The organism is Streptomyces sp. NPDC003247 (assembly GCF_042888135.1).
GTDB lineage: Bacteria > Actinomycetota > Actinomycetes > Streptomycetales > Streptomycetaceae > Streptomyces.
Genome location: NZ_JBIAPF010000008.1, coordinates 256760 through 281037, shown reverse-complemented (window position 1 = coordinate 281037; position 24278 = coordinate 256760). Strand labels below are relative to the sequence as shown.

The following is a 24278-nucleotide window of genomic DNA, read 5'->3' as shown; positions in this document are numbered from 1 at the left end:
GTCATGGACCGCCGCATTTTCGGGCTGGAGAACGAGTACGGCGTCACGTGCACGTTCAGGGGACAGCGCCGCCTGTCGCCTGACGAGGTGGCGCGGTACCTCTTCCGCCGTGTCGTGTCATGGGGCCGTAGCAGCAATGTCTTTCTGCGGAACGGCGCCCGCCTGTATCTCGACGTGGGATCGCATCCGGAATACGCGACACCCGAATGTGACAACGTGACCGAACTGGTCACCCACGACAAGGCCGGCGAGCGCATTCTCGAGGGACTCCTGGTGGACGCGGAACGACGCCTGCACGAGGAGGGAATCGCGGGCGACGTCTACCTCTTCAAGAACAACACCGACTCGGCGGGCAACTCCTACGGTTGCCACGAGAACTACCTGGTGGCCCGGCACGGGGAGTTCTCCCGGCTCGCGGACATCCTGATCCCGTTCCTGGTGACCCGGCAGCTGTTGTGCGGGGCGGGGAAGGTGCTGCAGACGCCGCGCGGGGCCGTGTACTGCGTGAGTCAGCGGGCCGAGCACATCTGGGAGGGCGTGTCGTCGGCGACGACGCGTTCCCGGCCCATCATCAACACGCGGGACGAGCCGCACGCGGATGCGGAGCGGTACCGCCGGCTGCATGTGATCGTGGGCGACTCGAACATGTCCGAGACGACCATGCTGCTCAAGGTGGGTGCCACCGACCTGGTGCTGCGCATGATCGAGGCGGGCACGGTGATGCGCGACCTCACGCTGGAGAACCCGATCCGGGCGATCCGTGAGGTCAGCCATGACATCACCGGCCGGCGCAAGGTGCGTCTGGCCAGTGGCCGGGAGGCGTCCGCGCTGGAGGTGCAGCGGGAGTACTACGAGAAGGCCGTGGACTTCTGCGAGCGCCGGGGTATCCGGACGGGTACCGTGGAGCAGGTCCTGGAGCTGTGGGGCCGGACGCTGGACTCGATCGAGTCGGAGGATCTGGACCGTATCGGTACCGAGATCGACTGGGTGATGAAGTACAAGCTCATCGAGCGGTACCGGGCCAAGCACAACATGACGATGTCGCATCCGCGTGTCGCGCAGATAGACCTCGCCTACCACGACATCCACCGTCGTCGTGGTCTGTACTACCTGCTGGAGAAGAAGGGTCAAGCAGCGCGGATCTGCAACGACTTGAAGATCTTCGAGGGCAAGTCGGTGCCGCCGCAGACGACTCGGGCGCGGTTGCGCGGTGACTTCATCCGTCGGGCGCAGGAGCAGCGGCGGGACTTCACCGTGGACTGGGTGCATCTGAAGCTGAACGACCAGGCGCAGCGCACCGTTCTGTGCAAGGACCCGTTCCGTTCGGTGGACGACCGGGTGGAGAAGCTGATCGCCGGAATGTGAGTGAGGCGTTCGGGTGTCCTGGGACCTGGATCCGTCCGGGTGGGAGGGTGCCGTTCCGGAACGCAACGCGGGCGCCGTACGTTTTCCGTACGGCGCCCTTCTCACGCCGTAGAGTTGCGCGCACGCCCTTCACGAGATCGACCGATTACGAGGCCTTCACCGTGCGCCGACGCTCACTCATCTTCGCCGCCGTTCCCGCAGGACTGGTCACGCTCGCCGGGTGCGGTGACGACTCGTCCGGTTCGTCGAGCTCGGCCGACGGCAGTGCGTCGCCCTCCGCCTCGGAGTCCTCCGCGCCCGCGCCGAAGATCGTGGACGGTCCGCTGCCGGCTATCACGGCCGGTGTGAAGTTCGGGGAGAAGCCGACGGTCGCCAAGGGCAGTGGTGATCCTTCCGGCCAGCTCGCGGTGAAGACGGTGATCGCGGGCGGTGGCCGGACCGTCGCGGAGAACGACTACGTCCAGGCGAACTACCTCGGTCAGATCTGGGACACCGCGAAGGTGTTCGACAACTCCTACGACCGGAAGACGCCGCTGGTCATCCAGCTGGCGGCCGGGAGCATCATCGACGGCTGGCGCTATGCCCTGACGGGGAAGAAGACGGGCAGCCGGGTGGAGTTCTCCGTGCCGCCGACCTGGGGGTACGGCACGGAGGGCAACGAGCAGGCGGGTATCGAGGGCACCGACACGCTGGTGTTCGTGGTGGACCTGGAGGCCACGTTCAACGCGAGCAGCTCGGCGGAGGGCAAGGACGTCGCGCAGGACGACGCCGCTCTGCCGAAGGTGGGCACGAACACCGACGGCAAGGCGCCCTCCATCGAGATCCCCAAGGCCGATCCGCCGAAGAAGCTCGTGGCGAACTACGTCATCGAGGGTGACGGTGCGGCGGTCGCCGCGGACGACAGCGTCCTGGTGCAGTACAAGGGCGTCGTGTGGGACACGGGCAAGGAGTTCGACTCGACGTACTCGCGCAAGGCGCTGACGTCCTTCGGGCTCCAGCAGGTCGTCAAGGGGTGGTCGCAGGGGCTGACCGGGAAGAAGGTCGGCAGCCGGGTCGTCATCGTCGTTCCGCCGGACCTGGGGTACGGCGACGCGCCGCCGGCCGGCAGCGGCATCGATAAGGACTCGACGATGGTCTTCACGGTGGACATCCTCGCGAAGATGTGACGGCGTCGAGGTGTAAGACTGTGCTTGTTGCCTTTCCGTAGAAGAACGTGGAGCTAGAGACGTGAGCATCGAGAAGCCCGAGATCGACTTCCCCGAGGGCCAGCCCCCGGCGGACCTCGAGATCAAGGACATCTGGGAGGGCGACGGCGAGGTGGCGCAGGCGGGCCAGACCGTCACCGTGCACTACGTCGGTGTCGCCTTCAGCACCGGTGAGGAGTTCGACGCGAGCTGGAACCGGGGCACCCCGTTCCGCTTCCCGCTCGGTGGCGGCCGTGTCATCGCGGGCTGGGACCGGGGCGTGCAGGGCATGAAGGTCGGCGGCCGTCGTCAGCTGACCATTCCGGCCCACCTCGCCTACGGCGACCAGAGCCCCACCCCGGCGATCAAGCCCGGTGAGACGCTGATCTTCGTGGTGGACCTGCTCGGGGTCTGATCGTCCGGCGACCGGTCGTCGTGCGGCCGGTCCGTCCGGTCGTCGTGCGAACGGTCGGGGTGGTCGGGACGCGACCGGTTCCGACCACCTGGGGCCCATGCCTGTCCGGGCATGGGCCCTCGGCTTTTGCCGGGACACCGCGGGGCGGTACGGTCGTCCGTCGGAAGCACCATGAGGAAGGCGAAGGGCGTCGATGGCCATTGCCAAGGCCGAGCGGCTGATGAACCTGGCGCTGTGTCTGCTCGGGACGCGGCGGCCGCTCAGCAAGCGCGAGCTGCGCGAGTCCATCGAGGCCTACCTGGAAGCGGGCAACGACGACTCCTTCAACCGCATGTTCGAGCGAGACAAGGACGACCTGCGTGAGCTCGGCCTGGTCATCGAGACCGTGGAGAGCATCGACGGCGAGGTCGGCTATCTCGCCCGCCGCGACAGCAACCGCCTCCCGCCCATCACCCTCGACGCCGAGGAGGCCGCCGCGCTGGGGCTGGCCGCCAAGGTGTGGCAGCAGGCCCGGCTCGCCGGCGCCGCCAGCGGCGCGCTCCAGAAGCTGCGCGCGGCCGGACTGCCCGAGGGCGTCGACCCCTACGAGACGCACGGCGCCCTCGAGCCGCGCATCCCGGTGCACGAGGCCGCGTTCGAGCCGCTGATGCTGGCCTGCCGCGACCGCCGCGCGGTCTCCTTCGACTACCGCAAGGCCACCGCCGCCCGCCCCGAGCCCCGCAACGTCGAACCGTGGGCGCTGGAGTGCTGGCGCGGCCACTGGTACCTGGCGGGCTGGGACCGCGACCGGGGCGCCGAACGCGTCTTCCGGCTGTCCCGGATCACCGGCAAGGTGCGCTCCCGGGGCGGCCGCTTCACCGCCGCCGTCCCGGACGTGGTCACCGTCCGGGAGACCGTCGCGGGCTGGGCGGGGGAGACCGCCGACCGCAGCGCCCTCATCCGGCTGCGCACGGACGCCGGGTACCCCCTGCGGGCGAAGGCGACGGCGGTGCGGGAACTCGGGAACGGCTGGGACGAGTTGGAGATTCCGTACGGGCACGGGCTGGACGCCTGGCTGGTGGAGTTCGGGCCGGACGTGGTGGTCCTGGAGCCCGCGGAGCTGCGGGCCGACGTGGTGGACCGGCTGCGTGCCGTGGCCAAGGGCTGAGGGGGAGCGAGCGACACAGTGGCAGGCAAACCGGTCAGGCCGGCGAACGCGATCGACCAGACCCGGCGGATGCTCTCCCTGGTGACCTATCTGCGGGAGCGGCCCGGGGCGCGGATCGAGGACGTGGCGCGCGCCTTCGGCATCACCGAGGACGAGCTGGTCTCCGACCTCGACGTGCTGCCCATGTGCGGCACCAGCTTCCGCGGCGGCGATCTGCTGGACATCGACACCGACGGCGAGCGCATCTGGTGGCACAACCCGGCCGCGCTCGGCGCGGACGCCGCCGAGCCGCTGCGGCTGGCCGCCGACGAGGCGACCGCGCTGCTGGTGGCCGCGCGGGCCGTGGCCACGCTGCCGGGCCTGCGCGAGAGCGACCGCCAGGCGCTGCTGCGGGCGACGGCCAAGGTGGAGACCGCGGCCGGCGAGGCGGCGGGCGCCAGCTCACGCCTGTCGGTGACCTTCGAGTCCGAGGGCGGTGTCTTCGCCGACGTCGACCGGGCGATCTCCGAGCGGCGCCGGCTGTGGATCCGCTACTACTCGCCCGCCCGTGACGAGGTCACCGAGCGGGAGATCGACCCCATCCGCCTGGTCAGCGTCGGCCACACCTATGTCGAGGCCTGGTGCCGCCGCTCCGAGGCGCGCCGTACCTTCCGCCTCGACCGGGTCGCCGAGATCAGGATCCTCGACGAGCCGTCCGCCCCGCCCGAGATCGAACTGCGGGACCTGTCGGAGGGGCTGGTCCAGCCGGCCGCCGAGGATCCGGAGGTCGTCGTCGAGGTCGGCCCCGGCGGCCGCTGGGTCGCCGAGTACTACCCCCACGACCAGGCCGACGAGCTTCCCGACGGCGGTCTGCGCATCACGCTGCGCACCCCCGACCCGGCGTCCCTGCGCCGCCTGGCCCTGCGGCTGGGCCCCGACGGCCGGATCGTCTCGCCGCCGGGCCTCGCCGACAGCGCCCGCCGTGCCGCCCGCGACGCGCTCGCGGCGTACGACGGGGTCGAGGCGGAGGCGGCCCGCCGGGACGACGTTCCGTCCGGCGCAGGCGGGGACGACGTCCCCTCCGCCGGACGCCGTGACGAGGCTCCGCCCGCCGGACGTCGGGACGCGGCCCCGGAGCACGGCGGCCCGACGGCCGGGCATCTCGGGACGGCGCACCCCGGGTGGCCCGGTGAGCGGCTTGCGGGGCAGGCCGGTGCCGTGTCCGGCGAGCCGGGCGGCACGGCCGTGCGGGAGCGGACCGGTTCCGTGGCCGACGGACGGGTCGGCGGCCTGGCCGGTGGGCAGGATGACGCCGCGGCCGGGACGCGGGCCGGTGGCGGGCAGTGGGTCGGTCAGGGCGACGGGCGGGAGCAGAGGCAGTGAGCGAGTCGGGGCTGTCCGGTGTGCGGGGGGTCTCGGTGGCCTCCGCGTTCGCGGGGATGCGGAGCGTGGCTCCCGTGGCGTTCCGGGCCGGGTGTCCGGACTGCCGGGGACGGTTCGAGCTCTCCGCCGGCGCGCTGCTGCTGGCCATCGGAGCCACCAGCCGTACCACCTTCTACTCGTTCACCTGCCCCGACTGCGGGGCCGCCGTACGCAAGCCGGCCGGTGAACGGATCGTCGAGCTGCTCACCCGCGGCGGGGTCAGGACCCTGCGGCTGCATTCGACGCTCTGAGGGCGCCTTCGGCGCAGCCTTCCCGGGGGGACCGGGGGGACCGGGGAGACCGGAAGGGCAGGGGAGACCGAGGACCGGGGGTGCTGACCGTCCCGCGCGGGCGCCCGCGCCCCGGCGTACCGCCGCCGTCGGTCCGGTGCCGCCAGGACGGTGGTGCCGCGGTCGCGGCGCAGGACCAGCGGAGCCGGACCGACGAGGCGGGGCCGACAGGGCAGGGCCAAGGGACAGGGCCAAGGGACAGGGCCAAGGGGTCAGGCCCAAGGGGTCAGGCCCAAGCGGATGGGGCGATCCGGCGGGCGTGTCCTGGGCCGTGGCCAGGAGGGTCTAGGCTCGGCGTCATGTTCTGGCCGATGTTCGCGGTAGCCATGGGTTTCCTGGGTCTCGCCGTCCTCGCTGTGTTCGCCGTCCGGGTCTTCCTGGAGGCACGGCGCCTGGGACAGCAGGTCGTGGACTCCGCACGCCGTATCAACCGGGCCGCCGAGGAACTGGAGCGGGCCGCCGCGAGCGCGGGCCGGGCTGTGGGCACGCTGTGAGTGCTGCTGTGGCAGGGCTGTGAGTCCTGGGCCGAATGCGTTTTGGGCGACTTCGCCCTCCCATCACGCCCGTTCGGGCGGGTACGCTGCTGGTCGCGGTCCGGAAAACGAGGCCCGGGCCGCGGACCGGGAGTACGCAAGGGGATTGCCTCACGTTCACCCCCCGGCGTTACGATCGCTGCCAGCACGATCGTTCGGACGAATTGTCCGACCGGTCGGACAGCATCCCACCCAGCCGCCTCGGTGAGAAGGTAAAGACTTATGTTCGGAAGGCTCGGCGCCCCCGAGATCATTCTCATCCTCGTCGTCATCATCCTGCTGTTCGGCGCGAAGAAGCTTCCGGACATGGCCCGCTCGCTCGGCAAGTCCGCGCGCATCCTCAAGAGCGAGGCCAAGGCGATGAAGGAGGAGGGCAGCAGCAACACCACCCCGGCCGGCCCGCCGAACACCGGTGAGCAGCCCTCCGCTCAGCGCACCATCCAGGCCGCCCCCGGCGACGTGACCAGCTCGCGCCCGGTCGGCGAGCCGACGGACACGACCAAGCGCTGACGCAGGGCCGGTGACCCCCGGCCTGCCGCACGAGATGGGAACGTGGGTTGCTCAAGCCTGCCCGCAAGAAGGAGAAGGATCCCGAGGGGCGGATGCCCCTCGCGGAACACCTCCGTGAGCTTCGCAACCGGCTCGCGAAGGCGTTGCTCGCCATCGTCCTCGTGACGGTCGTCGCCGCCTTCTTCTACAACGACATCATCAACTTCCTCACCAAGCCGATCCTCGACTCGGTCGGCTGCGGGAAGACCTTCGAGCAGATCCAGAGCGAGCTCAGCTCGTCGGGCGAGACCAGCCAGCAGTGCGCGCGGATCACGATCAACGGTCTTCTCGCCCCCTTCACCCTGGCCCTCCAGGTCTCCCTGATGGCCGGCGTCGTCTTCGCCTCGCCGGTCTGGCTCTACCAGCTGTGGGCCTTCGTCGCCCCGGGGCTGCACCGGCACGAACGCAAGTACGCCTACGGGTTCGTCGGCACCGGCGTCCCGCTCTTCCTGGGCGGCGGCTACTTCGCCTACATGGTGCTGCCGACCACGGCGAAGGTGCTGATCGAGTTCACGCCGACCGGCGTCGACAACTTCCTGCCGCTCGACGACCTGCTCCAGCTCGTCACGCGCATGGTCGTGGTCTTCGGCCTCTCCTTCGAACTGCCGTTGCTGCTGATCATGCTGAACCTGACCGGTGTCATCACCGGCAGCCGCATGCTCGGCTGGTGGCGCGCCATGATCATCGGCATCACGGTGTTCGCCGCCATCGCCACGCCCAGCACCGACCCCGTCTCGATGCTGGCGCTCGCCGGACCGATCTGGATCCTGTACTTCGGCGCGGTCGCCTTCTCGCTGCTGAACGACCGCCGCAGGCGGCGCCGTGACGCCCTGGGCCCCGCCGACGACGAGGCCTCCGAGCTGGACCTGACACCCGAGGACATCGGCGAGGTCGAGACGGTGGCCGCGAGCCGCGCCCTGCCGGAACAGGCGAGCACGGAACGGGTCAACGGCTACGACGACGTGACCTGAGCAGAGCACCACGGCGGGCACTCCCCGAGGTCACTCGCGCGACCGTCGGGACCACCCGCCTCCTCACCCCACCGCGGGCCGCGGCCGGGGCGCCCGCACGGCGCCGCCGGCCGCTTCCGTGTCACGGGCGCGGCCGGCCGCACCGGACCGTACCGGCACGGCGGACATCGCCGGCCACGACCCCCTGAACTGCACGGATCGACGTTTTACAGCAGCAGATCCGGATAATGATCGTCCTGTTGTCAGTGCGGCCCGGTACGCTCGAAAGCACGATGACAGAGGACCTCTCACCGGCCGAGCGGTACGCGGCTGCGCGCAGGCGCGCAGCCGAGCAGGCCACCGCGCTCGCCTCCTTCCGCGAGATGTACGACTTCGGCCTCGACCCCTTCCAGATCGAGGCCTGTCAGGCGCTCGAGGCGGGCAAGGGCGTCCTGGTGGCCGCTCCCACCGGCTCCGGCAAGACGATCGTGGGCGAGTTCGCCGTCCACCTCGCCCTCCAGCAGGGCAAGAAGTGCTTCTACACGACGCCCATCAAGGCGCTGTCCAACCAGAAGTACTCCGACCTGTGCCGCCGCTACGGCTCCGCCAAGGTCGGCCTGCTCACCGGCGACAACAGCGTGAACTCCGACGCCCCGGTGGTCGTGATGACCACCGAGGTGCTGCGCAACATGCTGTATGCCGGCTCGCAGACCCTCTACGGCCTCGGGTACGTGGTCATGGACGAGGTGCACTACCTCTCCGACCGCTTCCGCGGCGCCGTCTGGGAGGAAGTGATCATCCACCTCCCCGAGTCGGTGACCCTGGTCTCGCTCTCCGCGACCGTCTCCAACGCCGAGGAGTTCGGCGACTGGCTGGACACCGTCCGCGGCGACACCGAGGTGATCGTCTCCGAGCACCGGCCCGTGCCGCTGTTCCAGCACGTGCTCGCCGGGCGGCGGATGTACGACCTGTTCGAGGAGGGCGAGGGCCACCGCAAGGCCGTCAACCCCGACCTCGCGCGCCTGGCCCGCATGGAGGCGAGCAGGCCGTCGTACCAGGACCGCCGGCGCGGGCGGATGCGGGAGGCCGACCGCGAACGGGAGCGCCGGCAGCGCTCCCGGGTGTGGACGCCGGGCCGGCCCGAGGTGATCGAACGCCTCGACGCCGAGGGGCTGCTGCCCGCCATCACCTTCATCTTCAGCCGCGCCGCCTGCGAGGCCGCCGTCCAGCAGTGCCTCTACGCCGGCCTGCGGCTCAACGACGAGGAGGCGCGGGAACGGGTCCGCGCCCTGGTCGAGGAGCGCACCGCCGCCATCCCCCGCGAGGACCTGCACGTCCTCGGCTACTACGAGTGGCTCGAAGGCCTGGAACGGGGCATCGCCGCCCACCACGCGGGCATGCTGCCGACCTTCAAGGAGGTCGTCGAGGAACTCTTCGTGCGCGGCCTGGTCAAGGCCGTCTTCGCCACCGAGACCCTCGCCCTCGGCATCAACATGCCCGCCCGCTCGGTGGTACTGGAGAAGCTCGTCAAGTGGAACGGCGAGCAGCACGCCGACATCACCCCCGGCGAGTACACCCAGCTGACCGGACGGGCCGGCCGGCGCGGCATCGACGTCGAGGGCCATGCCGTCGTGCTCTGGCAGCGCGGCATGAACCCCGACCAGGTGGCCGGTCTCGCCGGCACCCGCACCTACCCGCTGCGCTCCAGCTTCAAGCCGTCGTACAACATGGCGGTCAACCTCGTGGAGCAGTTCGGGCGGCACCGCTCGCGTGAGCTGCTGGAGACGTCGTTCGCGCAGTTCCAGGCCGACCGGTCGGTGGTCGGGATCTCCCGGCAGGTGCAGCGCAACGAGGAGGGCCTGGAGGGCTACAAGGCCTCCATGACCTGCCACCTCGGCGACTTCGAGGAGTACGCCCGGCTGCGCCGCGAACTCAAGGACCGCGAGACGGAGCTGGCCCGGCAGGGCGCCGCCCAGCGGCGGGCCGAGGCGGCCGTGGCGCTGGAGAAGCTGAAGCCGGGCGACGTCATCCACGTGCCCACCGGCAAGTACGCCGGCCTGGCGCTGGTCCTCGACCCCGGCCTGCCCGCCGGGCGGGCCAACGGCCACCGCGGCTTCGACCACCACGACGGGCCGCGCCCGCTGGTGCTAACCGCCGAACGGCAGGTCAAGCGGCTCGCCTCGATCGACTTCCCGGTGCCGGTCGAGCCGTTGGAGCGGATGCGGATCCCGAAGACGTTCAACCCGCGCTCGCCGCAGTCCCGCCGGGACCTGGCCTCCGCGCTGCGCAGCAAGGCCGGGCACATTCCGCCGGAGCGGGCCCGCAAGAAGCGGTCCCAGGCCGCGGACGACCGGGAGATCGCCCGGCTGCGCACCGCGCTGCGCGCGCACCCCTGCCACGGCTGTGCCGAACGCGAGGACCACGCCCGCTGGGCCGAGCGCTACCACCGGCTGCTGCGCGACACCTCGCAGCTGGAGCGGCGCATCGAGGGCCGGACGAACACCATCGCCCGTACCTTCGACCGGATCGTGGCACTGCTGACCGAACTGGACTACCTGCGCGGCGACGACGTCACCGAACACGGCAGACGGCTGGCCCGGTTGTACGGCGAGCTGGACCTCCTGGCGAGCGAATGCCTGCGGGCCGGCGTCTGGGAAGGGCTGGCCCCGGCCGAGCTCGCCGCCTGTGTCTCGGCGTTGGTGTACGAGGCGCGGGTCGGTGACGACGCCATGGCCCCCAAGCTGCCCTCCGGCAAGGCGAAGGCCGCGATGGGGGAGATGGTGCGGATCTGGGGCCGGCTGGACGCCCTGGAGGAGGACTTCCGGATCAACCAGACGGAGGGGGTCGGGCAGCGCGAGCCCGATCTCGGCTTCGCCTGGGCCGCGTACATGTGGGCCTCCGGCAAGGGGCTCGACGAGGTGCTGCGGGAGGCGGAGATGCCGGCCGGGGACTTCGTGCGCTGGTGCAAGCAGGTGATCGACGTGCTCGGGCAGATCGCGGCGGCGGCTCCCCCGGAGGGCTCCAGCGTGGCGAAGACCGCCCGCAAGGCCGTCGACGGGCTGCTGCGCGGCGTCGTGGCCTACTCGTCGGTGGGCTGAACCCGGGCCGTCCGGGCCGCGGCAGGGTCCCGAATCCGCCCCTTCCTGCGCGGATTCGGGACGACCGGCCGAGCGAGGCGGACGACAACCCTCGCCCCCGACCGCCCGCCCCCTTTCCCCTCGACCGGTACGCGCATCCAGTGGCCTCAGTGCGACGGTGCCGGGCGGCGTGCCCGGAGCCGGCCGTGACAGGGGGCGGTGGGCTCGGGAGCGGGTGCTCGCGCGGGCGGTCGTACTCGTGCGCCGGGGTGGCCGCGCGGCCCGGTGAGGATGTGCGCCGGCTGCCGTCGCCCGTCGGCCGCCCCCGGGGCGAGTTCCGGCTGACGCGACGGCGTGCGCGCCGTGAACCCCTGAGCGCGTCCCGTCATGACGCCTCGGCGTCCCCGCGCTCCCCTGCCTCTCCCGGCCCGTCGGGACGACCGCCTCCGTCCCCGCTCGTCGGTCGAGCACCCGTCCGCGAGTTCACCCGTTCCACCGGCGGCCCGGTCCGGCGCGTAGACGGCCCTCGGGGGAGGCGCGACGGGCCCTCGCGTCGTTCGGTTCATCCGTCCCGGTGAGTTCGTCCGTACGCCCGTTCGCCGTTACACACCGTGTTCGAGCGCAATCGGAGTGTGCGAAACGGTCGAGGTTACTCCACGCAGCCGCCCGATTTCAGGCGGTCGCCGAATATGACACAGCGATGATCCGGTCGGACTAAGCTCGCCCGCGGCGCACCGAGTTGGGGTGAATTCGTGCGCCTGTTCCCCATCATTCCGAAGATGCCGACATGTCCCTACAGAGGGTGCCCATATGGTGAGTGTTCAGTCCCCACCCGGTCGCCGCGAACCGGCCCCCGCCCGTGTGCTGGTACCACCGGCGATACTGATGGCCGCGGCGACCGGAGCGGCCGCCGCCCTCGTGGCACCGTCGGCCCGGCTCGCCGTCGGCGTCTGCGGAGCTGTGGCGACCCTTCTGGTGATCGCGAGCGGGGCCCAGTCGGTCCGCCGCGGCCGGCATCTGCGGGAGCTGCGCGCGGAGAAGGACCTGCGCGTCGCCCATCTGGAGCGACGGGAAACCGCTCACGACGAGCAGAACGTCCGCATCGCCCGGTACTTCGTGCCGCAGGCGGTGGAGTGGCTGCGCAAGGGCAGTTCCCCCCGAGAGGTGATGCTGCACTTCGCCGAGGTCGACCCCGCCTTCAACGAACTCGGCGACGGCCAGCGCCAGGTCATCAAGAAGATCCTCGACATCGTCGACCACGAGGAAGCCCTGCGCGACTCGGCCCAGCGCTCCTTCGTCAGCGTCGCCCGGCGCGTCCAGGCCATCGTCCACCAACAGGCCGCGGAACTCAGGGAGATGGAGGAGGACCACGGCCGCAACCCCGAGGTCTTCGACGACCTCCTGCGCATCGACCACGGCAACGCGCTGATCGGCCGCCTCGCCGACTCCGTCGGCGTGCTCGGCGGCGGCCGCCCCGGCCGCAACTGGCCCGGACCGGTCCCCCTCTACAGCGTGCTGCGCGGCGCCATGTCCCGGATCCTGGAGTACCGGCGCATCCAGCTCGACTCCATCGCCAAGGTCAACATCCGCGGTCTCTCCGTCGAACCGCTCATCCACGCGGCCGCCGAACTCCTCGACAACGCCACCCGCTACTCGCCCCCGCAGAGCAAGGTGCACGTCAACGCCGTCGAGGTGCAGACCGGCATCGCGATCGAGATCGAGGACGCCGGCGTCAGCCTCAGCGAGGAGGCCCGCGCCAAGGCCGAACGCATGCTGGAACTGGCCAAGGCCGGCGTCGACATCCAGGACGTCGGCGGCACCCCGCGCCTGGGCCTGGCCGTCGTCGGCCGCCTGTGCACGTCGTTCAACATGCAGGTGTCGCTGCGCACCTCGGCCTACGGCGGCGTCCGCGCCGTGCTGGTCGTGCCCAGCGAGATGCTCACCACCGACCCCGCCCCCGGGTTCGCCCACGGCATCGGCGCCACCTCCGTGCCGCAGATCGACCTGGGCAACATCGAGGGCCCCAAGCGGCCGCCCAAGAAGCGCCGCCCCACCAACCCGCGCATCCCGGCCGGAGTCTCCCTGGACGACGACGAGATCCCGGTCATCACCGAGTGGACCGACAAGGGCCTGCCCCAGCGCCGCAGCAAGGCCACGGTCCCCATCAGCGAGATCTACCGCGAGGCGTACGCGGCCAAGGACGCGGCCGAGGCCGCCGCGCGCGAGGGCAGGCCCGACCCCTTCGCCCAGGCCCGGCCCGAGCCCGTGGCCAAGAAGGACGGCACCGAACCCGGCGTGCACTTCGAGGCCTTCTGGGAGGGCCTGAAGAAGGACATCCCGTCGGACGTCCACCCCACCGACTTCACCCGCAATCCCACCGCATACCTGCACCTGATCGACGACCAGGCCACGACCGGGGCCGACGACGAGGGGGACCTCACGTGATCCAGCAGCGCGCCAACTTCGACTGGCTGCTCAAGGAGCTCTACGACGGAGTTCCGGGCATCGAGATGATCGTCGTGCTGTCGGCCGACGGACTGCGCATCGCCCGCTACGCCGGCGACCCCGACGCAGCCGACCGCGTCGCCGCCGCCTGCGCGGGCCTGCAGAGCCTGGCCGGTGCCGTCGCCCAGGAGATCCACTCCAGCGACGGCGAGATGCAGCTGGTCGTCATCGAACTGAACGGCGGCTACTTCTACCTGATGTCCGCCGGCGCCAACGCCTACCTCGCGGTCCTCGCCGACGTGCGCTGCGAGGCCGGCCGGATGAGCGGCATGATGCGCGACCTCGTGGTCCGCATCGGCGCCCATCTGACCACCCCGCCCCGGTACAACGGGCAGAGCGTATGACGCCTCCGCAACGCCAGCGGCGGCACCCTCTGCCGGAACCTCCCGCCCCGGGCCCGCAGGACGGGGAGCGCAAGAACGTCGAGCGGCTGTACGTCATCTCGGGCGCGGACGGTGAACGCGCCCCCCTCGACCTGGTGACCTTGGTCGTGGCGCACGCCGAACCGCCCTCCTCCGCCACCCCCGAACAGACGGCGGTGCTGAGGATGTGCCAGGCCCCGCTGTCGGTGGCCGAGGTCTCGGCCTATCTCGGCCTGCCGTTCAGCGTGGTGACGGTGCTGCTCACCGAGATGCTGGCGGCCGACCTCGTACAGGCGCGCGCCCCGATCGCCCGGCAGCAGGTTGCCGACCGTTCCCTTCTCGAAGCGGTGATGCATGGACTTCAAAGGCTCTGACACGATCCCCGGACCACGGGCCGAGGATCACCTGCCGCACACCACCACGGCGGCAGCCAAGATCGTCATCGTGGGCGGCTTCGGCGTCGGCAAGACGACCATGGTCGGCTCCGTCAGCGAGATCAGACCGCTGACCACCGAGGAGACCATGACGCAGGCCGGCATCGGCGTCGACGACGACCACGGCTCCGAGTCCAAGACCGCCACCACCGTGGCGATGGACTTCGGCCGTATCCGGATCACGGACCAGATCGTGCTCTACCTGTTCGGCACGCCCGGCCAGGAGCGGTTCTGGTTCCTGTGGCACGGACTGTTCGAAGGCGCGCTGGGCGCCGTCGTCCTGGTCGACACCCGCCGCCTCGAGGTCAGTTACGAGGTCATGGGGCGGCTGGAGGAGCGCGGCGTGCCGTTCGTGGTCGCCGTCAACACCTTCCCCGACGGGCCCCGTTACCCCGTCGACGACCTGCGGTCCGCGCTCGACCTGCCGCCCGAGGTCCCGATCATCGAGTGCGACGTACGCCGCCGGGCCTCCAGCCGTGACGTGCTGATGACCCTGATGCGCTTCCTGCACTCCCTGGCGCTCACCCGCAGCCTCACCTGACCCGCCCCCCCACCCCCGTTCGCCCACAGTTTCGGAGCGACCTCCTGTGACGCCTGAACACCCCCCGACGACCGGCCCGCACGACCTCGCCCTCGACCCGCCCCCCGGCTGCCCCGCGCACGGCAGCGGCCCCGGCGGACTGCACCGCCTCTACGGCCCCGGCGCCGAGGACCTGAACGACCTCTACGAGCGGCTCCGCGAGCAGCACGGCCCGGTGGCACCCGCGCTCCTCCACGACGACGTACCGATCTGGGTGGTCCTCGGCCACGCCGAGAACCTGCACATGGTGCGCGCGCCCTCGCAGTTCACCCGCGACATCCGCGTCTGGAACCCGCTGCGTGAGGGCACGATCAAGCCCGACCACCCGCTGATGCCGCACATCACCTGGCAGCCGATCTGCTCCCACGCCGAGGGCGACGAGCACAAGCGGCTGCGCGGCGCCGTCACCGCGGCCATGGCCACCATCGACGACCGCAGCCTGCGCCGGTACATCTACCGATCCAGCCAGCGCCTGGTCAACCGCTTCTGCGAGGAGGGCCGCGCCGAACTGGTCGGCCAGTTCGCCGAGCACCTCCCGATGGCCGTGATGTGCCACATCCTCGGCATGCCCGAGGAGTACGACGACCGGATGGTGCAGGCCGCCCGCGACGCGCTCAAGGGCACCGACACCGCGATCGCCAGCCACTCCCACGTCATGGAGGCGGTGAGCCGGCTCGCCACCCGCCGTCGCGCCCGGCCCGACGAGGACTTCGCCAGCCACCTCATCGCCGACCCGGCCGGCCTTACCGACGACGAGGTCCGCGAACACCTGCGCCTGGTGCTGTTCGCCGCCTACGAGGCCTCCGTCAACCTGCTCTCCAACGCGCTGCGCATGGTCCTCACCGACCCGCGGTTCGTCGCCCAGCTCAACGGCGGGCAGATGACGGTGCCGGAGGCGGTCGAGCAGTCCCTGTGGGACGAGCCGCCGTTCAGCGCGATCCTCGGCTACTTCGCCAAGCAGGACACCGAGCTGGGCGGCCAGCGCATCCGCAAGGGCGACGGTCTCCTCTTCGCGCCCGCGCCGGCCAACGTCGACCCGCGGGTGCGTCCCGACCTCGCCGCCAACATGCAGGGCAACCGGTCCCACCTCGCCTTCGGCGGCGGCCCGCACGAGTGCCCCGGCCAGGACATCGGCCGCGCCATCGCCGACGTCGGCGTCGACGCGCTGCTCATGCGGCTGCCGGACATCCAGCTCGACTGCGAGGAGGAGGACCTGCGCTGGACGACGTCGATCGCCTCACGGCACCTGACGGAGCTGCCGGTCCGGTTCGAGCCGAAGTCCCAGCAGGACATCGTCGCCAAGCCGAGCCACGGCCTGGTACCGCAGCCGCGCCCCCACCTGCCGCCGATCACCCTCGAACCCCGGCCGGCGCCGGCCGACCCCGCGCCCGCGGGTCCCGGGGCGGCCGCTCCCGCAACGCCGGCCCCGCGCCCGGTGGCTCACGGGACGGCCGCTCCCGCCCCGGCCGCCTCCGGCTCCGCCGCCGCGCCGCGCGCCGCCCAGCCCCTGCCGGGAACCGCACCCCGCCCCGGGGCCGCCCCGGCACCGGCGCCCGCCGCCGCGCCCGCACCGGAACCGGCCCGCGGACCGAACGCCTGGCGCCGCTTCCTGGCCTGGTGGCGCGGCTACTGACCGCCGTCCCAGTCGTCGTACGACGACCAGGCGCCCAGCGTGCGCCCGCTCCGCAGCCGGTGGGCCGTCCCCGTGACCGGATCGGTGAACTCCAGCTCCCGCGCCAGCAGTTGCAGCGGGCGCCGGAAGTCGCCGGCCGGGGCGGGGGCGGCCACCTCGGGATAGAGGGGGTCGCCGAGGATCGGGACGCCCAGCGCGGTCATGTGCACCCGCAGCTGATGGGTCTGCCCGGTCCGCGGCGTCAGCCGGTAGCGGGCCAGGCCGTCCGGCCGGTGCTCGACCAGCTCGACGCGGCTGACCGCGTTCGGCTCGCCCGGCACCTCGCGGGCGGTCAGCGTGCCGCGCTCCTTCACGATCCGGCTGCGTACGGTCACCGGCAGGGCGAGCGCGGGATCGTACGGGGCGACGGCCTCGTACACCTTGCGCACCCGCCGGTCGCGGAACAGGGTCTGGTAGGCGCCGCGCTCCTCGGGGCGCACGGTGAACAGCACCAGCCCGGCGGTGAGGCGGTCGAGGCGGTGGGCGGCGCCGAGCGCCGGCAGGTCCAGTTCGCGCCGCAGCCGTGCCAGCGCGGTCTCGGTGACATGGCCGCCGCGCGGGGTGGTGGCGAGGAAGTGCGGCTTGTCGGCGACGACGACGTGGTCGTCGCGGTACACGACCTCCAGGGGGAACGGCACCGGCTCCTCGGCGGGCAGCTCCCGGTGGAACCACACGAACAGGCCGGGCACGTAGGCCGCGTCCGGCGCCACCGCCCGACCGTCGGCCCCGACGATCCGCCCCGCCGCGAACATCTCCTCGACGAGCCCGGCCCGCGCCGCGCCGAACCGCTCCCGCAGATGCTCCCGCACGGTCGCCCACCGCCCCGTCCCCGGCAGCCGCACCCGCACCGCGTCGACCCCGTCGCGCTGGGGGAGGGGCGAGGGCGGGGGAGGGGTACGGCGTCTCATCGGGACCAAGCGTACGGCGAACGGGGCCGCGGGCCGGCCGACGCGGGAAGGCACGGCACGGCGCGGGAAGGTGCGGAAGGTGCGGGAAGGCGCCGGTGGGGCGGGCGGCCGGTACGGCGGCGGGGGCCGGGCGGGACGGTGATGGCCGGGCTCATGGGAGGCCCGTACGGCGGCGGCCGGTAGGTACGACGGCGGCCGGTAGGTACGACGGCGGCCGGTGTGATGGTGACGGCCGGGCTGACAGGGGTGGCCAGTACGGCGGCGGTGGCCGGTAGGTTCGGCAGCGGTCTGTGTGATGGTGACGGCCGGGCTCATGGGGGTGGCCCGTATGACGGCGGCTGCGGCGGGTACGACGGCGGTGGCCGGTAGGTTCGGCAGCGGTCTGTGTGATGGTGACGGCCGGGCTCATGGGGGTGGCCCGTACGACGGCGACTGCGGCCGGTGCGGCGGCGGTGGCCGGTAATCACCGCGGCGGCCGGGGTGACGGCGGCGGGCCGGGCCCGCGGGGACGGCCGTACGACGACGACGGCGGTCGGCGCCTCGGGGCGGGGCGGGGGCTGCGGTGCAGGGCGGTCGCGGCCGCGTCGTGGTCGCTCGGCGCGGTAGTGCCTTCGGTCTGCGGGGCCGGCGTCACCGCCGGGGCCGGGCATCGCGTCGTCGACGGGGTGCCGGGACGGTCACGGTCCGGAGGGCACCGGCCGGCACGTCCCGCCGTGGACCGGACGGCCGGCGCGTGGGGTGTCCGCACGCGCGGGGCCGTCGGGGACGGCGCGGCCCGCCCTCCGTGTGCGGGCCGCTCGCGGGGGGCTCAGGCCGCCGGTGCCGACCCTTCCTGCTCCTGCTCGACGTTCGCGTTCCACTCGCGCTTGGAGGCCTGCCAGCCGTCCTCGTTGTGGCCGAGCCGCCAGTAGCCGGAGATCGACAGGTCCTCGCGCGGGACCTCGTGCTCGACGCGGAGCAGCCGGCGCAGCTCCTTCACCGCCGCGGCCTCGCCGTGCACGAAGGCGTGCAGTCGGCCCTCGGGGAAGGCGAGCGCCCGGACGGCCTCGACGAGTTTCTCGCCGACGGGCCGGTCGCCGCGGTGCAGCCAGACGACCTCCACGTCGGAGTCGATCTTCTGCTCCTCCTCGGGGCCGGACACCTCGACGAACGCGTGGGCCACGGCACCGGCGGGCAGGGCCTCCAGTGCCGCCGCGATGGCGGGCAGGGCGCTCTCGTCACCGGCGAGCAGGTGCCAGTCGGCGGCCGGGTCGGGGGTGTAGGCGCCGCCGGGGCCCATGAAGCGGACGGTCTCGCCCGGCTGGACGCGGGCCGCCCAGGGCCCGGCCAGGCCCTCGTCGCCGTGGATGACGAAGTCCAGGGTGAGCTGGCGGTGCTCGGCGTCCCAGTGGCGCACGGTGTACGTCCGGGGCACCGGCCACTGCTCGCGGGGGAACTCGGCCCGGATGCGTTCCATGTCGAAGGGTTCCGGGTAGGTCACGCCCTCGGGGGCGAAGAGCAGTTTGACGTAGTGGTCGGTGCAGGTGCCGGCGGAGAACTCGGACAGCCCTTCGCCGCCGAGGACCACGCGCTGCATGTGCGGGGTGAGCCGTTCGGTGCGGACGACCTGCGCGGAATGGGGCTTCCGCGGCTTCCGTGCCGGACGTTCTGCCATGACGGCCTCCCAGTGCGTTTGGTTAGGTTTACCTAAGTTAGCATCCACCCCCCGGTGATGCTCATGGTGGTGTGCGTCGCCCCTCCGACCGAGAGTGACTTTCGGCCACAGAAACAACCATCCGTCCCCGCGAGAACAATGGTTACGCGGCGAGCGTGGTCAGCAGCCGCTGCAACGATCCGCCGAGTCCCCAGCGCTCCGCCAGCCCCTCCAGTGTCGCCGGTTCCCGCGGTGCGCGGGGCAGTGCGGTGTCCACCTCCGGCAGCGGCACGTCGTCGGCGACCCGGACCACCTTCGGCGCGACGGCGAGGTACGGCCGCGCCTCGGTGAGCCGCCGGCGCTGCGTCGGTGTGAGCTTCGCCGCGGGGTCGTCGACCGCCGCCATGATTCCGGCCAGGTCGCCGAACTCGGCCAGCAGCTTGGCCGCGGTCTTCTCCCCGACGCCGGCGACGCCCGGCAGGCCGTCGCTGGGATCGCCGCGCAGCAGCGCGAGATCGGCGTAGCCGCGGCCGTCGACGCCGTACTTCTCGCGCAGCCAGGCCTCGTCCGTCGCCTGGAGCGTCCCGACGCCCTTGAGCGGGTACAGCACCCGCACCCCACGCGCGTCGTCCACCAGCTGGTACAGGTCGCGGTCGCCGGTGACGATGTCCACCGGTCCCTTCGCCCGCGCGGTGAACGTGCCGATGACGTCGTCCGCCTCGTACCCCGCGACGCCCACCCGCGCGATGCCGAGGGCGTCCAGCACCTCCTCGATGACCGGCACCTGCGGCGAGAGCGTGTCCGGGACCACTTCCTCGTCGGGGCCCGCCGTGCGCTCCTCCGCGACCCGGTGCGCCTTGTAGGAGGGGATCAGGTCGACCCGCCACCGCGGCCGCCAGTCGGCGTCCATGCACGCGACCAGTTCGTCGGGCCGGTGGTCCTTGACCAGGCGGTCGATGAAGTCGAGCAGACCGCGTACGGCGTTCACCGGTGTGCCGTCCGGTGCCTTCACCGAGTCCGGGACGCCGAAGTAGGCGCGGAAGTAGAGCGAGGCGGTGTCGAGGAGCATCAGTCGTCCGGTCACGTCACGCATCATGCCCCACCGGAGCCCCCCGCACGGCGTCCGCGTTCACCCCTGTGGAGCTTGTGAGAGCCATGTGAACTGGCCCACTCATGCGTTTGCCCCGGTTCGGTCCGGGCAGGCGCCGCCTCGGAGCGGTGCCGGTTGCGCTTTCAACAGTTAGCGGTCCTCACGAGGTCCTCACGAGGTTCTCGTGCGGTCCCGGCCGTGCGGCACAGGGCCTCAGGGCCCGGTGTCCCTCCGCCCCTGTCCCCGATCAGAGAAGGTACGTGTGTCCTCCAGGCTTGAGGCCGAACATCTCTACAAGGTGTTCGGCAGACGACAGGACGAGGCGGTCGAACGGCTCCGCGGCGGAGCCGACCGGGAGGAGCTGCGCGCCGACGGCACCACCGCCGCCGTCATCGACGCCTCCTTCGCCGTGGACCCTGGCCAGATCTTCGTCGTCATGGGCCTGTCCGGCTCCGGCAAGTCCACGCTGCTGCGCATGCTCAACGGACTGCTGGAGCCCACCGCCGGGCGCGTCCTCTTCGACGGTGAGGACCTGACCGCGCTCAGCGACCGGGACCTGCGCGAGGTCCGCGCCAAGAAGATCAGCATGGTCTTCCAGCACTTCGCCCTCTTCCCGCACCGCAGCGTCCTCGACAACGCCGCCTACGGCCTCGCCGTCCAGGGCGTGCCGCGGGCCGAGCGCGAACGGCGGGCCGCCGAGGCGCTGCGGCTGTGCGGCCTGGCCGGCTGGGAGAAGTCCTGGCCGGACGAGCTCTCCGGCGGCATGCAGCAGCGCGTGGGCCTCGCCCGCGCCCTGGCCACCGACGCCGACCTGCTGCTGATGGACGAGTCCTTCAGCGCGCTGGACCCGCTGATCCGCCGCGACATGCAGGACCAGCTCCTCACGCTCCAGAAGACGCTGAAGAAGACGATCGTGTTCATCACCCACGACCTCAACGAGGCCATGCGCCTGGGCGACCGCATCGCCGTCATGCGCGACGGCCGCGTCGTGCAGAACGGCACCGCCGAGGACATCCTCGTGCGCCCGGCCGACGACTACGTCGCCTCCTTCATCCAGGACGTCGACCGCTCCCGCGTGCTGACCGCCTCCGCGGTCATGGACACCGGCGTCCGCGGCGACGAGGCCGACTGCGACTGCGCCACCGCCACCCCCGACACACCGTTCACCGTCCTGTGCGCGCTCAGCGCCCGGGTGCCGCACCCGGTCGCCGTGCTCGACTCCGGCCGCGGCCTCGTCGGCGTCGTCCCGCGCCGCCGTCTGGTCGGCTTCCTCGGCGACGAGCGGGCCGCGGAGGTCCCCTGCGGCAGTCCGCGCGCCCACGGGAAGGAGGCCGCCCGTGCCTAGGCTGCACCTCGGTGACTGGGTCGACTCCGGCGTCGACTGGCTCGTCGCCCACATGTCCTGGCTCTTCGACGCGCTCAAAGCGGTCGTCGAAGGCATGTACGACGGTCTCGACGGCCTCCTGAACGCCCCCCAGCCCCTGCTGCTCGCGGGCATCCTCGCGGTGCTCGCCTGGTGGCTGCGCGGCCTGGTCGCGGGTGTCCTCGGCTTCGCCGGGTTCGCCCTCATCGTCTCCCTCGATCTGTGGGAGGAGGCCATGTCGACGCTGTCCCTGGTGCTCGTGGCCACGGTGATCGCCCTGGTGATCTCCGTGCCGCTGGGCATCTGGGCCGCCCGTTCCAAGGCCGTCAGCGCGGCCGTGCGGCCGGTCCTGGACCTGCTCCAGACGATGCCGTCGATGGTCCTGCTGATCCCGGCGATCCTGTTCTTCGGCATGGGTGTGCCGGCCGGTGTCGTCGCCACCCTGATCTTCGCCCTCGCACCCGGCGTGCGCATGACCGAACTCGGCATCCGCCAGGTCGACGCCGAGCTCGTCGAGGCCGCCGAGGCGTTCGGCACGACGCCGCGCGACACGCTCCTGCGGGTCCAGCTGCCCCTCGCCCTGCCGACGATCATGGCGGGCGTCAACCAGGTGATCATGCTCGGCCTGTCGATGGTCGTCATCGCCGGCATGGTCGGCACCGGCGGTCTCGGCGGCGCCGTCAACGAGGCCATCGGCCAGCTCGACATCGGCCTCGGCTTCGAGGCGGGCCTCGGCATCGTCGTCCTCGCGATCTACCTGGACCGGATGACCGGCGCCCTGGGCACCCGCATCTCCCCGCTCGGCCGCCGGGCAGCCGCGAAGGCCCGCACCACGGTCTGGTCGTACCGCCCGCGCGCCTCCGTCGCCACGGTCGGCGTGGTCGTCCTCGCCCTCGTCGCCGGCGGCATGGGCGTCTTCGGCTCCGGCTCCGGCAGCGCCGAGGCCTCGGCCGGGAACGTGGGCCGGGGCAAGGAGATCACCATCGGCTACATCCCCTGGGACGAGGGCATCGCCTCCACCTTCCTCTGGAAGGAACTGCTGGAGCGGCGCGGCTTCGAGGTGAAGACCACCCAGTACGCCGCCGGCCCCCTCTATACGGGCCTGGCCACCGGGCAGATCGACTTCCAGACCGACTCCTGGCTGCCCACCACCCACGCCGAGTACTGGAAGAAGTACGGCAAGCAGCTCGACGACCTCGGGCAGTGGTACGGCCCCACCTCCCTCGAGCTGACCGTCCCCTCGTACATGAAGGACGTGAACTCGCTGGCGGACCTCAAGAGCAAGGCCTCCCGCTTCGACGGGAAGATCACCGGCATCGAGCCCAGTGCCGGCATGATGGGCCTGCTCAAGGACAAGGTCCTCAAGCAGTACGGCCTCGACGGCAGCTACGAGGTCGTCGACGGCTCCACCCCGGCCATGCTCGCCGAGCTCAAGCGCGCGTACGCCAAGAAGGAGCCGATCCTCGTCACCCTGTGGTCCCCGCACTGGGCGTACAGCGAGTACGACCTGAAGAAGCTGAAGGACCCCGAGGGCGCCTGGGGCGACGGCGACGGCGTGCACACCCTGGCCCGCAAGGGTTTCGCCGGGGACAACCCCGAGGTCGGCGAGTGGCTCAAGGACTTCTCGATGACCGAGCAGCAGCTCACCGCGCTGGAGGCGCAGATCCAGAAGTCCGGCAAGGGCAAGGAGCAGGACGCCGTCCGCACCTGGCTGAACGACAACCCCGGTCTGCTGGACCAGTGGGCGCCGGTGACCGGCGCGGGGGCGCAGAGCAGGGCGGCCGGGTGACCTGACAGCCCCGCGACCGCCCGGCGAGGGGCGGGCCCGCCGTACACGTCCGACGCGTACGGAGGGCCCGCCCCTCGCGTCGTTCTGCACGGCAACGATCCGGCCAACCACGCAGAGCCACGCCCATGCCCGGACTCGGCCATGTGCCGACCGGGCGTGCCGGTCGCTCCACCAGCGGGGATCGTGGACCGCGACGACACGGGAACACCACGGCCCGTCCGGGCATTGAAGAGGAGAACGCGCGCGACGTCCCCGCCCGGGGTCTCCCGGCGATGATCGACTGGCGCGATCCGTGAGGTCGCTCGTGACGCCGTATGTCCTCGATGTGACGGGCACATGAAACGGTTTGCCGAACATGCGTAGGGTGCAGAGAACTCATCAGAGGACGGGCGCCCGAAGCGGGGCACTCGGTGAGTCGGAGCGACGAGCGAAGGAGGGAGCCGGAGCGATGGGCGACCACAAAGAACAGCCCCTCCGGGTGGGCGCGGCCGTCCGGCGGCGGCGCCGGTCCCTGGACCTCACGCTCGCCGTCGTGGCCGAGCGCAGCGGCCTGTCCGTGCCCTTCCTGAGCCAGATCGAGAACGACCGGGCCCGGCCCAGCACCAGCTCCCTGGAGAAGGTGGCCGACGCGCTGCGCACCACGGCCGTCGAGCTCCTCGCCGCCGCCGACCCGGCGTGCAGCGTCGACGTCGTCCGCGCCGAGCTCGCCGCGCCCGGCCCCGGGCCCCGTTCCCGCTCCCTGGTGCGCGGCCATCACCAGATGCACGCCTCGGAGTTCACCGGCGACCACGAGGCGGGACGCGAGTTCCAGTACCGCAACGACCAGTTGATGTACGTGGCCGACGGCGCCGTGGAGATCGAGGCGGAGGGCCGCGCCTACCGCCTCGGCCGCGGTGACACGCTGTACCTGACCGGCGGGGTGCGCCACCGCTGGCGGGCGACCGTCCCGGACACCCGGGTGGTCGTCGTCGCGGTCGCCGAGCACATCGAGGCGGTCCGGGACCGCAGGCGGTAGCGGCCGGCCCGCGCGT

20 protein-coding genes and 1 pseudogene are annotated in these 24278 nt (G+C 71.9%); 18 read left to right on the top strand and 3 right to left on the bottom strand.

What is annotated here, in order from left to right; all coding sequences use genetic code 11:
• Positions 1-3 precede the first annotated feature (3 nt).
• From pafA to ACFYWQ_RS27430, 15 genes and pseudogenes are all read left to right on the top strand, one after another.
• Entirely contained in the window at positions 4-1365 is a 1362-nt protein-coding gene (gene pafA / locus ACFYWQ_RS27500; RefSeq protein WP_030955459.1) for a Pup--protein ligase, read from the top strand.
• A 161-nt stretch (positions 1366-1526) separates the two neighbouring features.
• Positions 1527-2531 (top strand): FKBP-type peptidyl-prolyl cis-trans isomerase, encoded by a 1005-nt coding sequence (locus tag ACFYWQ_RS27495; RefSeq protein ID WP_389519831.1) that lies wholly within the window; start codon positions 1527-1529, stop codon positions 2529-2531.
• Between the two features lie 61 nt (positions 2532-2592).
• On the top strand, positions 2593-2964 hold the full coding sequence (locus ACFYWQ_RS27490) for an FKBP-type peptidyl-prolyl cis-trans isomerase (protein WP_389519830.1): 372 nt from the start codon (positions 2593-2595) through the stop codon (positions 2962-2964).
• 193 nt (positions 2965-3157) lie between these two features.
• On the top strand, positions 3158-4111 hold the full coding sequence (locus tag ACFYWQ_RS27485; protein WP_389519828.1) for a helix-turn-helix transcriptional regulator: 954 nt from the start codon (positions 3158-3160) through the stop codon (positions 4109-4111).
• Positions 4112-4129: 18 nt separating this feature from the next.
• A pseudogene (locus ACFYWQ_RS27480) lies at positions 4130-5137 on the top strand (helix-turn-helix transcriptional regulator); the annotation flags it as partial.
• A 332-nt stretch (positions 5138-5469) separates the two neighbouring features.
• Positions 5470-5763, top strand: coding sequence for a hypothetical protein (locus tag ACFYWQ_RS27475; protein ID WP_389519826.1), 294 nt, complete (start codon positions 5470-5472; stop codon positions 5761-5763).
• Positions 5764-6101: 338 nt separating this feature from the next.
• Positions 6102-6296 carry a hypothetical protein gene (locus ACFYWQ_RS27470; protein WP_389519825.1) on the top strand — a complete coding sequence of 65 codons (195 nt, stop codon included), beginning with the start codon at positions 6102-6104 and terminating at the stop codon, positions 6294-6296.
• A 261-nt stretch (positions 6297-6557) separates the two neighbouring features.
• The gene (tatA, locus tag ACFYWQ_RS27465; RefSeq protein WP_389519823.1) at positions 6558-6845 is read left to right on the top strand and encodes a Sec-independent protein translocase subunit TatA; all 288 of its coding nucleotides are present in this window, start codon (positions 6558-6560) and stop codon (positions 6843-6845) included.
• 47 nt (positions 6846-6892) lie between these two features.
• Positions 6893-7855, top strand: coding sequence for a twin-arginine translocase subunit TatC (gene tatC / locus ACFYWQ_RS27460; protein WP_389519821.1), 963 nt, complete (start codon positions 6893-6895; stop codon positions 7853-7855).
• A 227-nt stretch (positions 7856-8082) separates the two neighbouring features.
• Entirely contained in the window at positions 8083-10932 is a 2850-nt protein-coding gene (locus ACFYWQ_RS27455) for a DEAD/DEAH box helicase (RefSeq protein ID WP_389519819.1), read from the top strand.
• A 789-nt stretch (positions 10933-11721) separates the two neighbouring features.
• The gene (locus ACFYWQ_RS27450; RefSeq protein WP_389519817.1) at positions 11722-13356 is read left to right on the top strand and encodes an ATP-binding protein; all 1635 of its coding nucleotides are present in this window, start codon (positions 11722-11724) and stop codon (positions 13354-13356) included.
• Positions 13353-13760 carry a roadblock/LC7 domain-containing protein gene (locus tag ACFYWQ_RS27445; RefSeq protein ID WP_389519815.1) on the top strand — a complete coding sequence of 136 codons (408 nt, stop codon included), beginning with the start codon at positions 13353-13355 and terminating at the stop codon, positions 13758-13760. The genes ACFYWQ_RS27450 and ACFYWQ_RS27445 overlap by 4 nt, the downstream gene beginning before the upstream one ends.
• The gene (locus ACFYWQ_RS27440; RefSeq protein WP_389519814.1) at positions 13757-14152 is read left to right on the top strand and encodes a DUF742 domain-containing protein; all 396 of its coding nucleotides are present in this window, start codon (positions 13757-13759) and stop codon (positions 14150-14152) included. Before ACFYWQ_RS27445 ends, ACFYWQ_RS27440 begins: the two co-directional genes overlap by 4 nt.
• Positions 14133-14753 carry an ATP/GTP-binding protein gene (locus tag ACFYWQ_RS27435; protein ID WP_389519812.1) on the top strand — a complete coding sequence of 207 codons (621 nt, stop codon included), beginning with the start codon at positions 14133-14135 and terminating at the stop codon, positions 14751-14753. Before ACFYWQ_RS27440 ends, ACFYWQ_RS27435 begins: the two co-directional genes overlap by 20 nt.
• Positions 14754-14799: 46 nt before the next feature.
• Positions 14800-16425 carry a cytochrome P450 gene (locus tag ACFYWQ_RS27430; protein WP_389519810.1) on the top strand — a complete coding sequence of 542 codons (1626 nt, stop codon included), beginning with the start codon at positions 14800-14802 and terminating at the stop codon, positions 16423-16425.
• Here the strand turns inward: ACFYWQ_RS27430 and ACFYWQ_RS27425 are convergent.
• The 3 genes from ACFYWQ_RS27425 to ACFYWQ_RS27415 all read right to left on the bottom strand — a co-directional run bounded on the left by ACFYWQ_RS27425 (position 16419) and on the right by ACFYWQ_RS27415 (position 20098).
• On the bottom strand, positions 16419-17372 hold the full coding sequence (locus tag ACFYWQ_RS27425) for an RluA family pseudouridine synthase (protein ID WP_389519809.1): 954 nt from the start codon (positions 17370-17372) through the stop codon (positions 16419-16421). The two genes, ACFYWQ_RS27430 and ACFYWQ_RS27425, sit on opposite strands and share 7 nt — an antisense overlap.
• Before the next feature lie 808 nt (positions 17373-18180).
• Complete coding sequence (locus ACFYWQ_RS27420; RefSeq protein WP_389519808.1) at positions 18181-19026, bottom strand: siderophore-interacting protein; 846 nt, start codon at positions 19024-19026, stop codon at positions 18181-18183.
• Between the two features lie 142 nt (positions 19027-19168).
• On the bottom strand, positions 19169-20098 hold the full coding sequence (locus ACFYWQ_RS27415) for a 5'-3' exonuclease H3TH domain-containing protein (protein ID WP_389519806.1): 930 nt from the start codon (positions 20096-20098) through the stop codon (positions 19169-19171).
• Between the two features lie 259 nt (positions 20099-20357).
• Between ACFYWQ_RS27415 and ACFYWQ_RS27410 the strand changes: the two genes are divergently transcribed.
• The 3 genes from ACFYWQ_RS27410 (at position 20358) to ACFYWQ_RS27400 (ending at position 24262) form a co-directional block, all read left to right on the top strand.
• The gene (locus ACFYWQ_RS27410; RefSeq protein WP_389519804.1) at positions 20358-21440 is read left to right on the top strand and encodes a glycine betaine/L-proline ABC transporter ATP-binding protein; all 1083 of its coding nucleotides are present in this window, start codon (positions 20358-20360) and stop codon (positions 21438-21440) included.
• Positions 21433-23247, top strand: a complete 1815-nt coding sequence (locus ACFYWQ_RS27405; RefSeq protein WP_389519802.1) for an ABC transporter permease/substrate binding protein — start codon at positions 21433-21435, stop codon at positions 23245-23247. Before ACFYWQ_RS27410 ends, ACFYWQ_RS27405 begins: the two co-directional genes overlap by 8 nt.
• Before the next feature lie 448 nt (positions 23248-23695).
• A complete protein-coding gene (locus tag ACFYWQ_RS27400; protein WP_389519800.1) occupies positions 23696-24262 on the top strand; it encodes a helix-turn-helix domain-containing protein in 567 nt (188 codons plus the stop codon).
• The last annotated feature ends 16 nt before the right edge of the window (positions 24263-24278 follow it).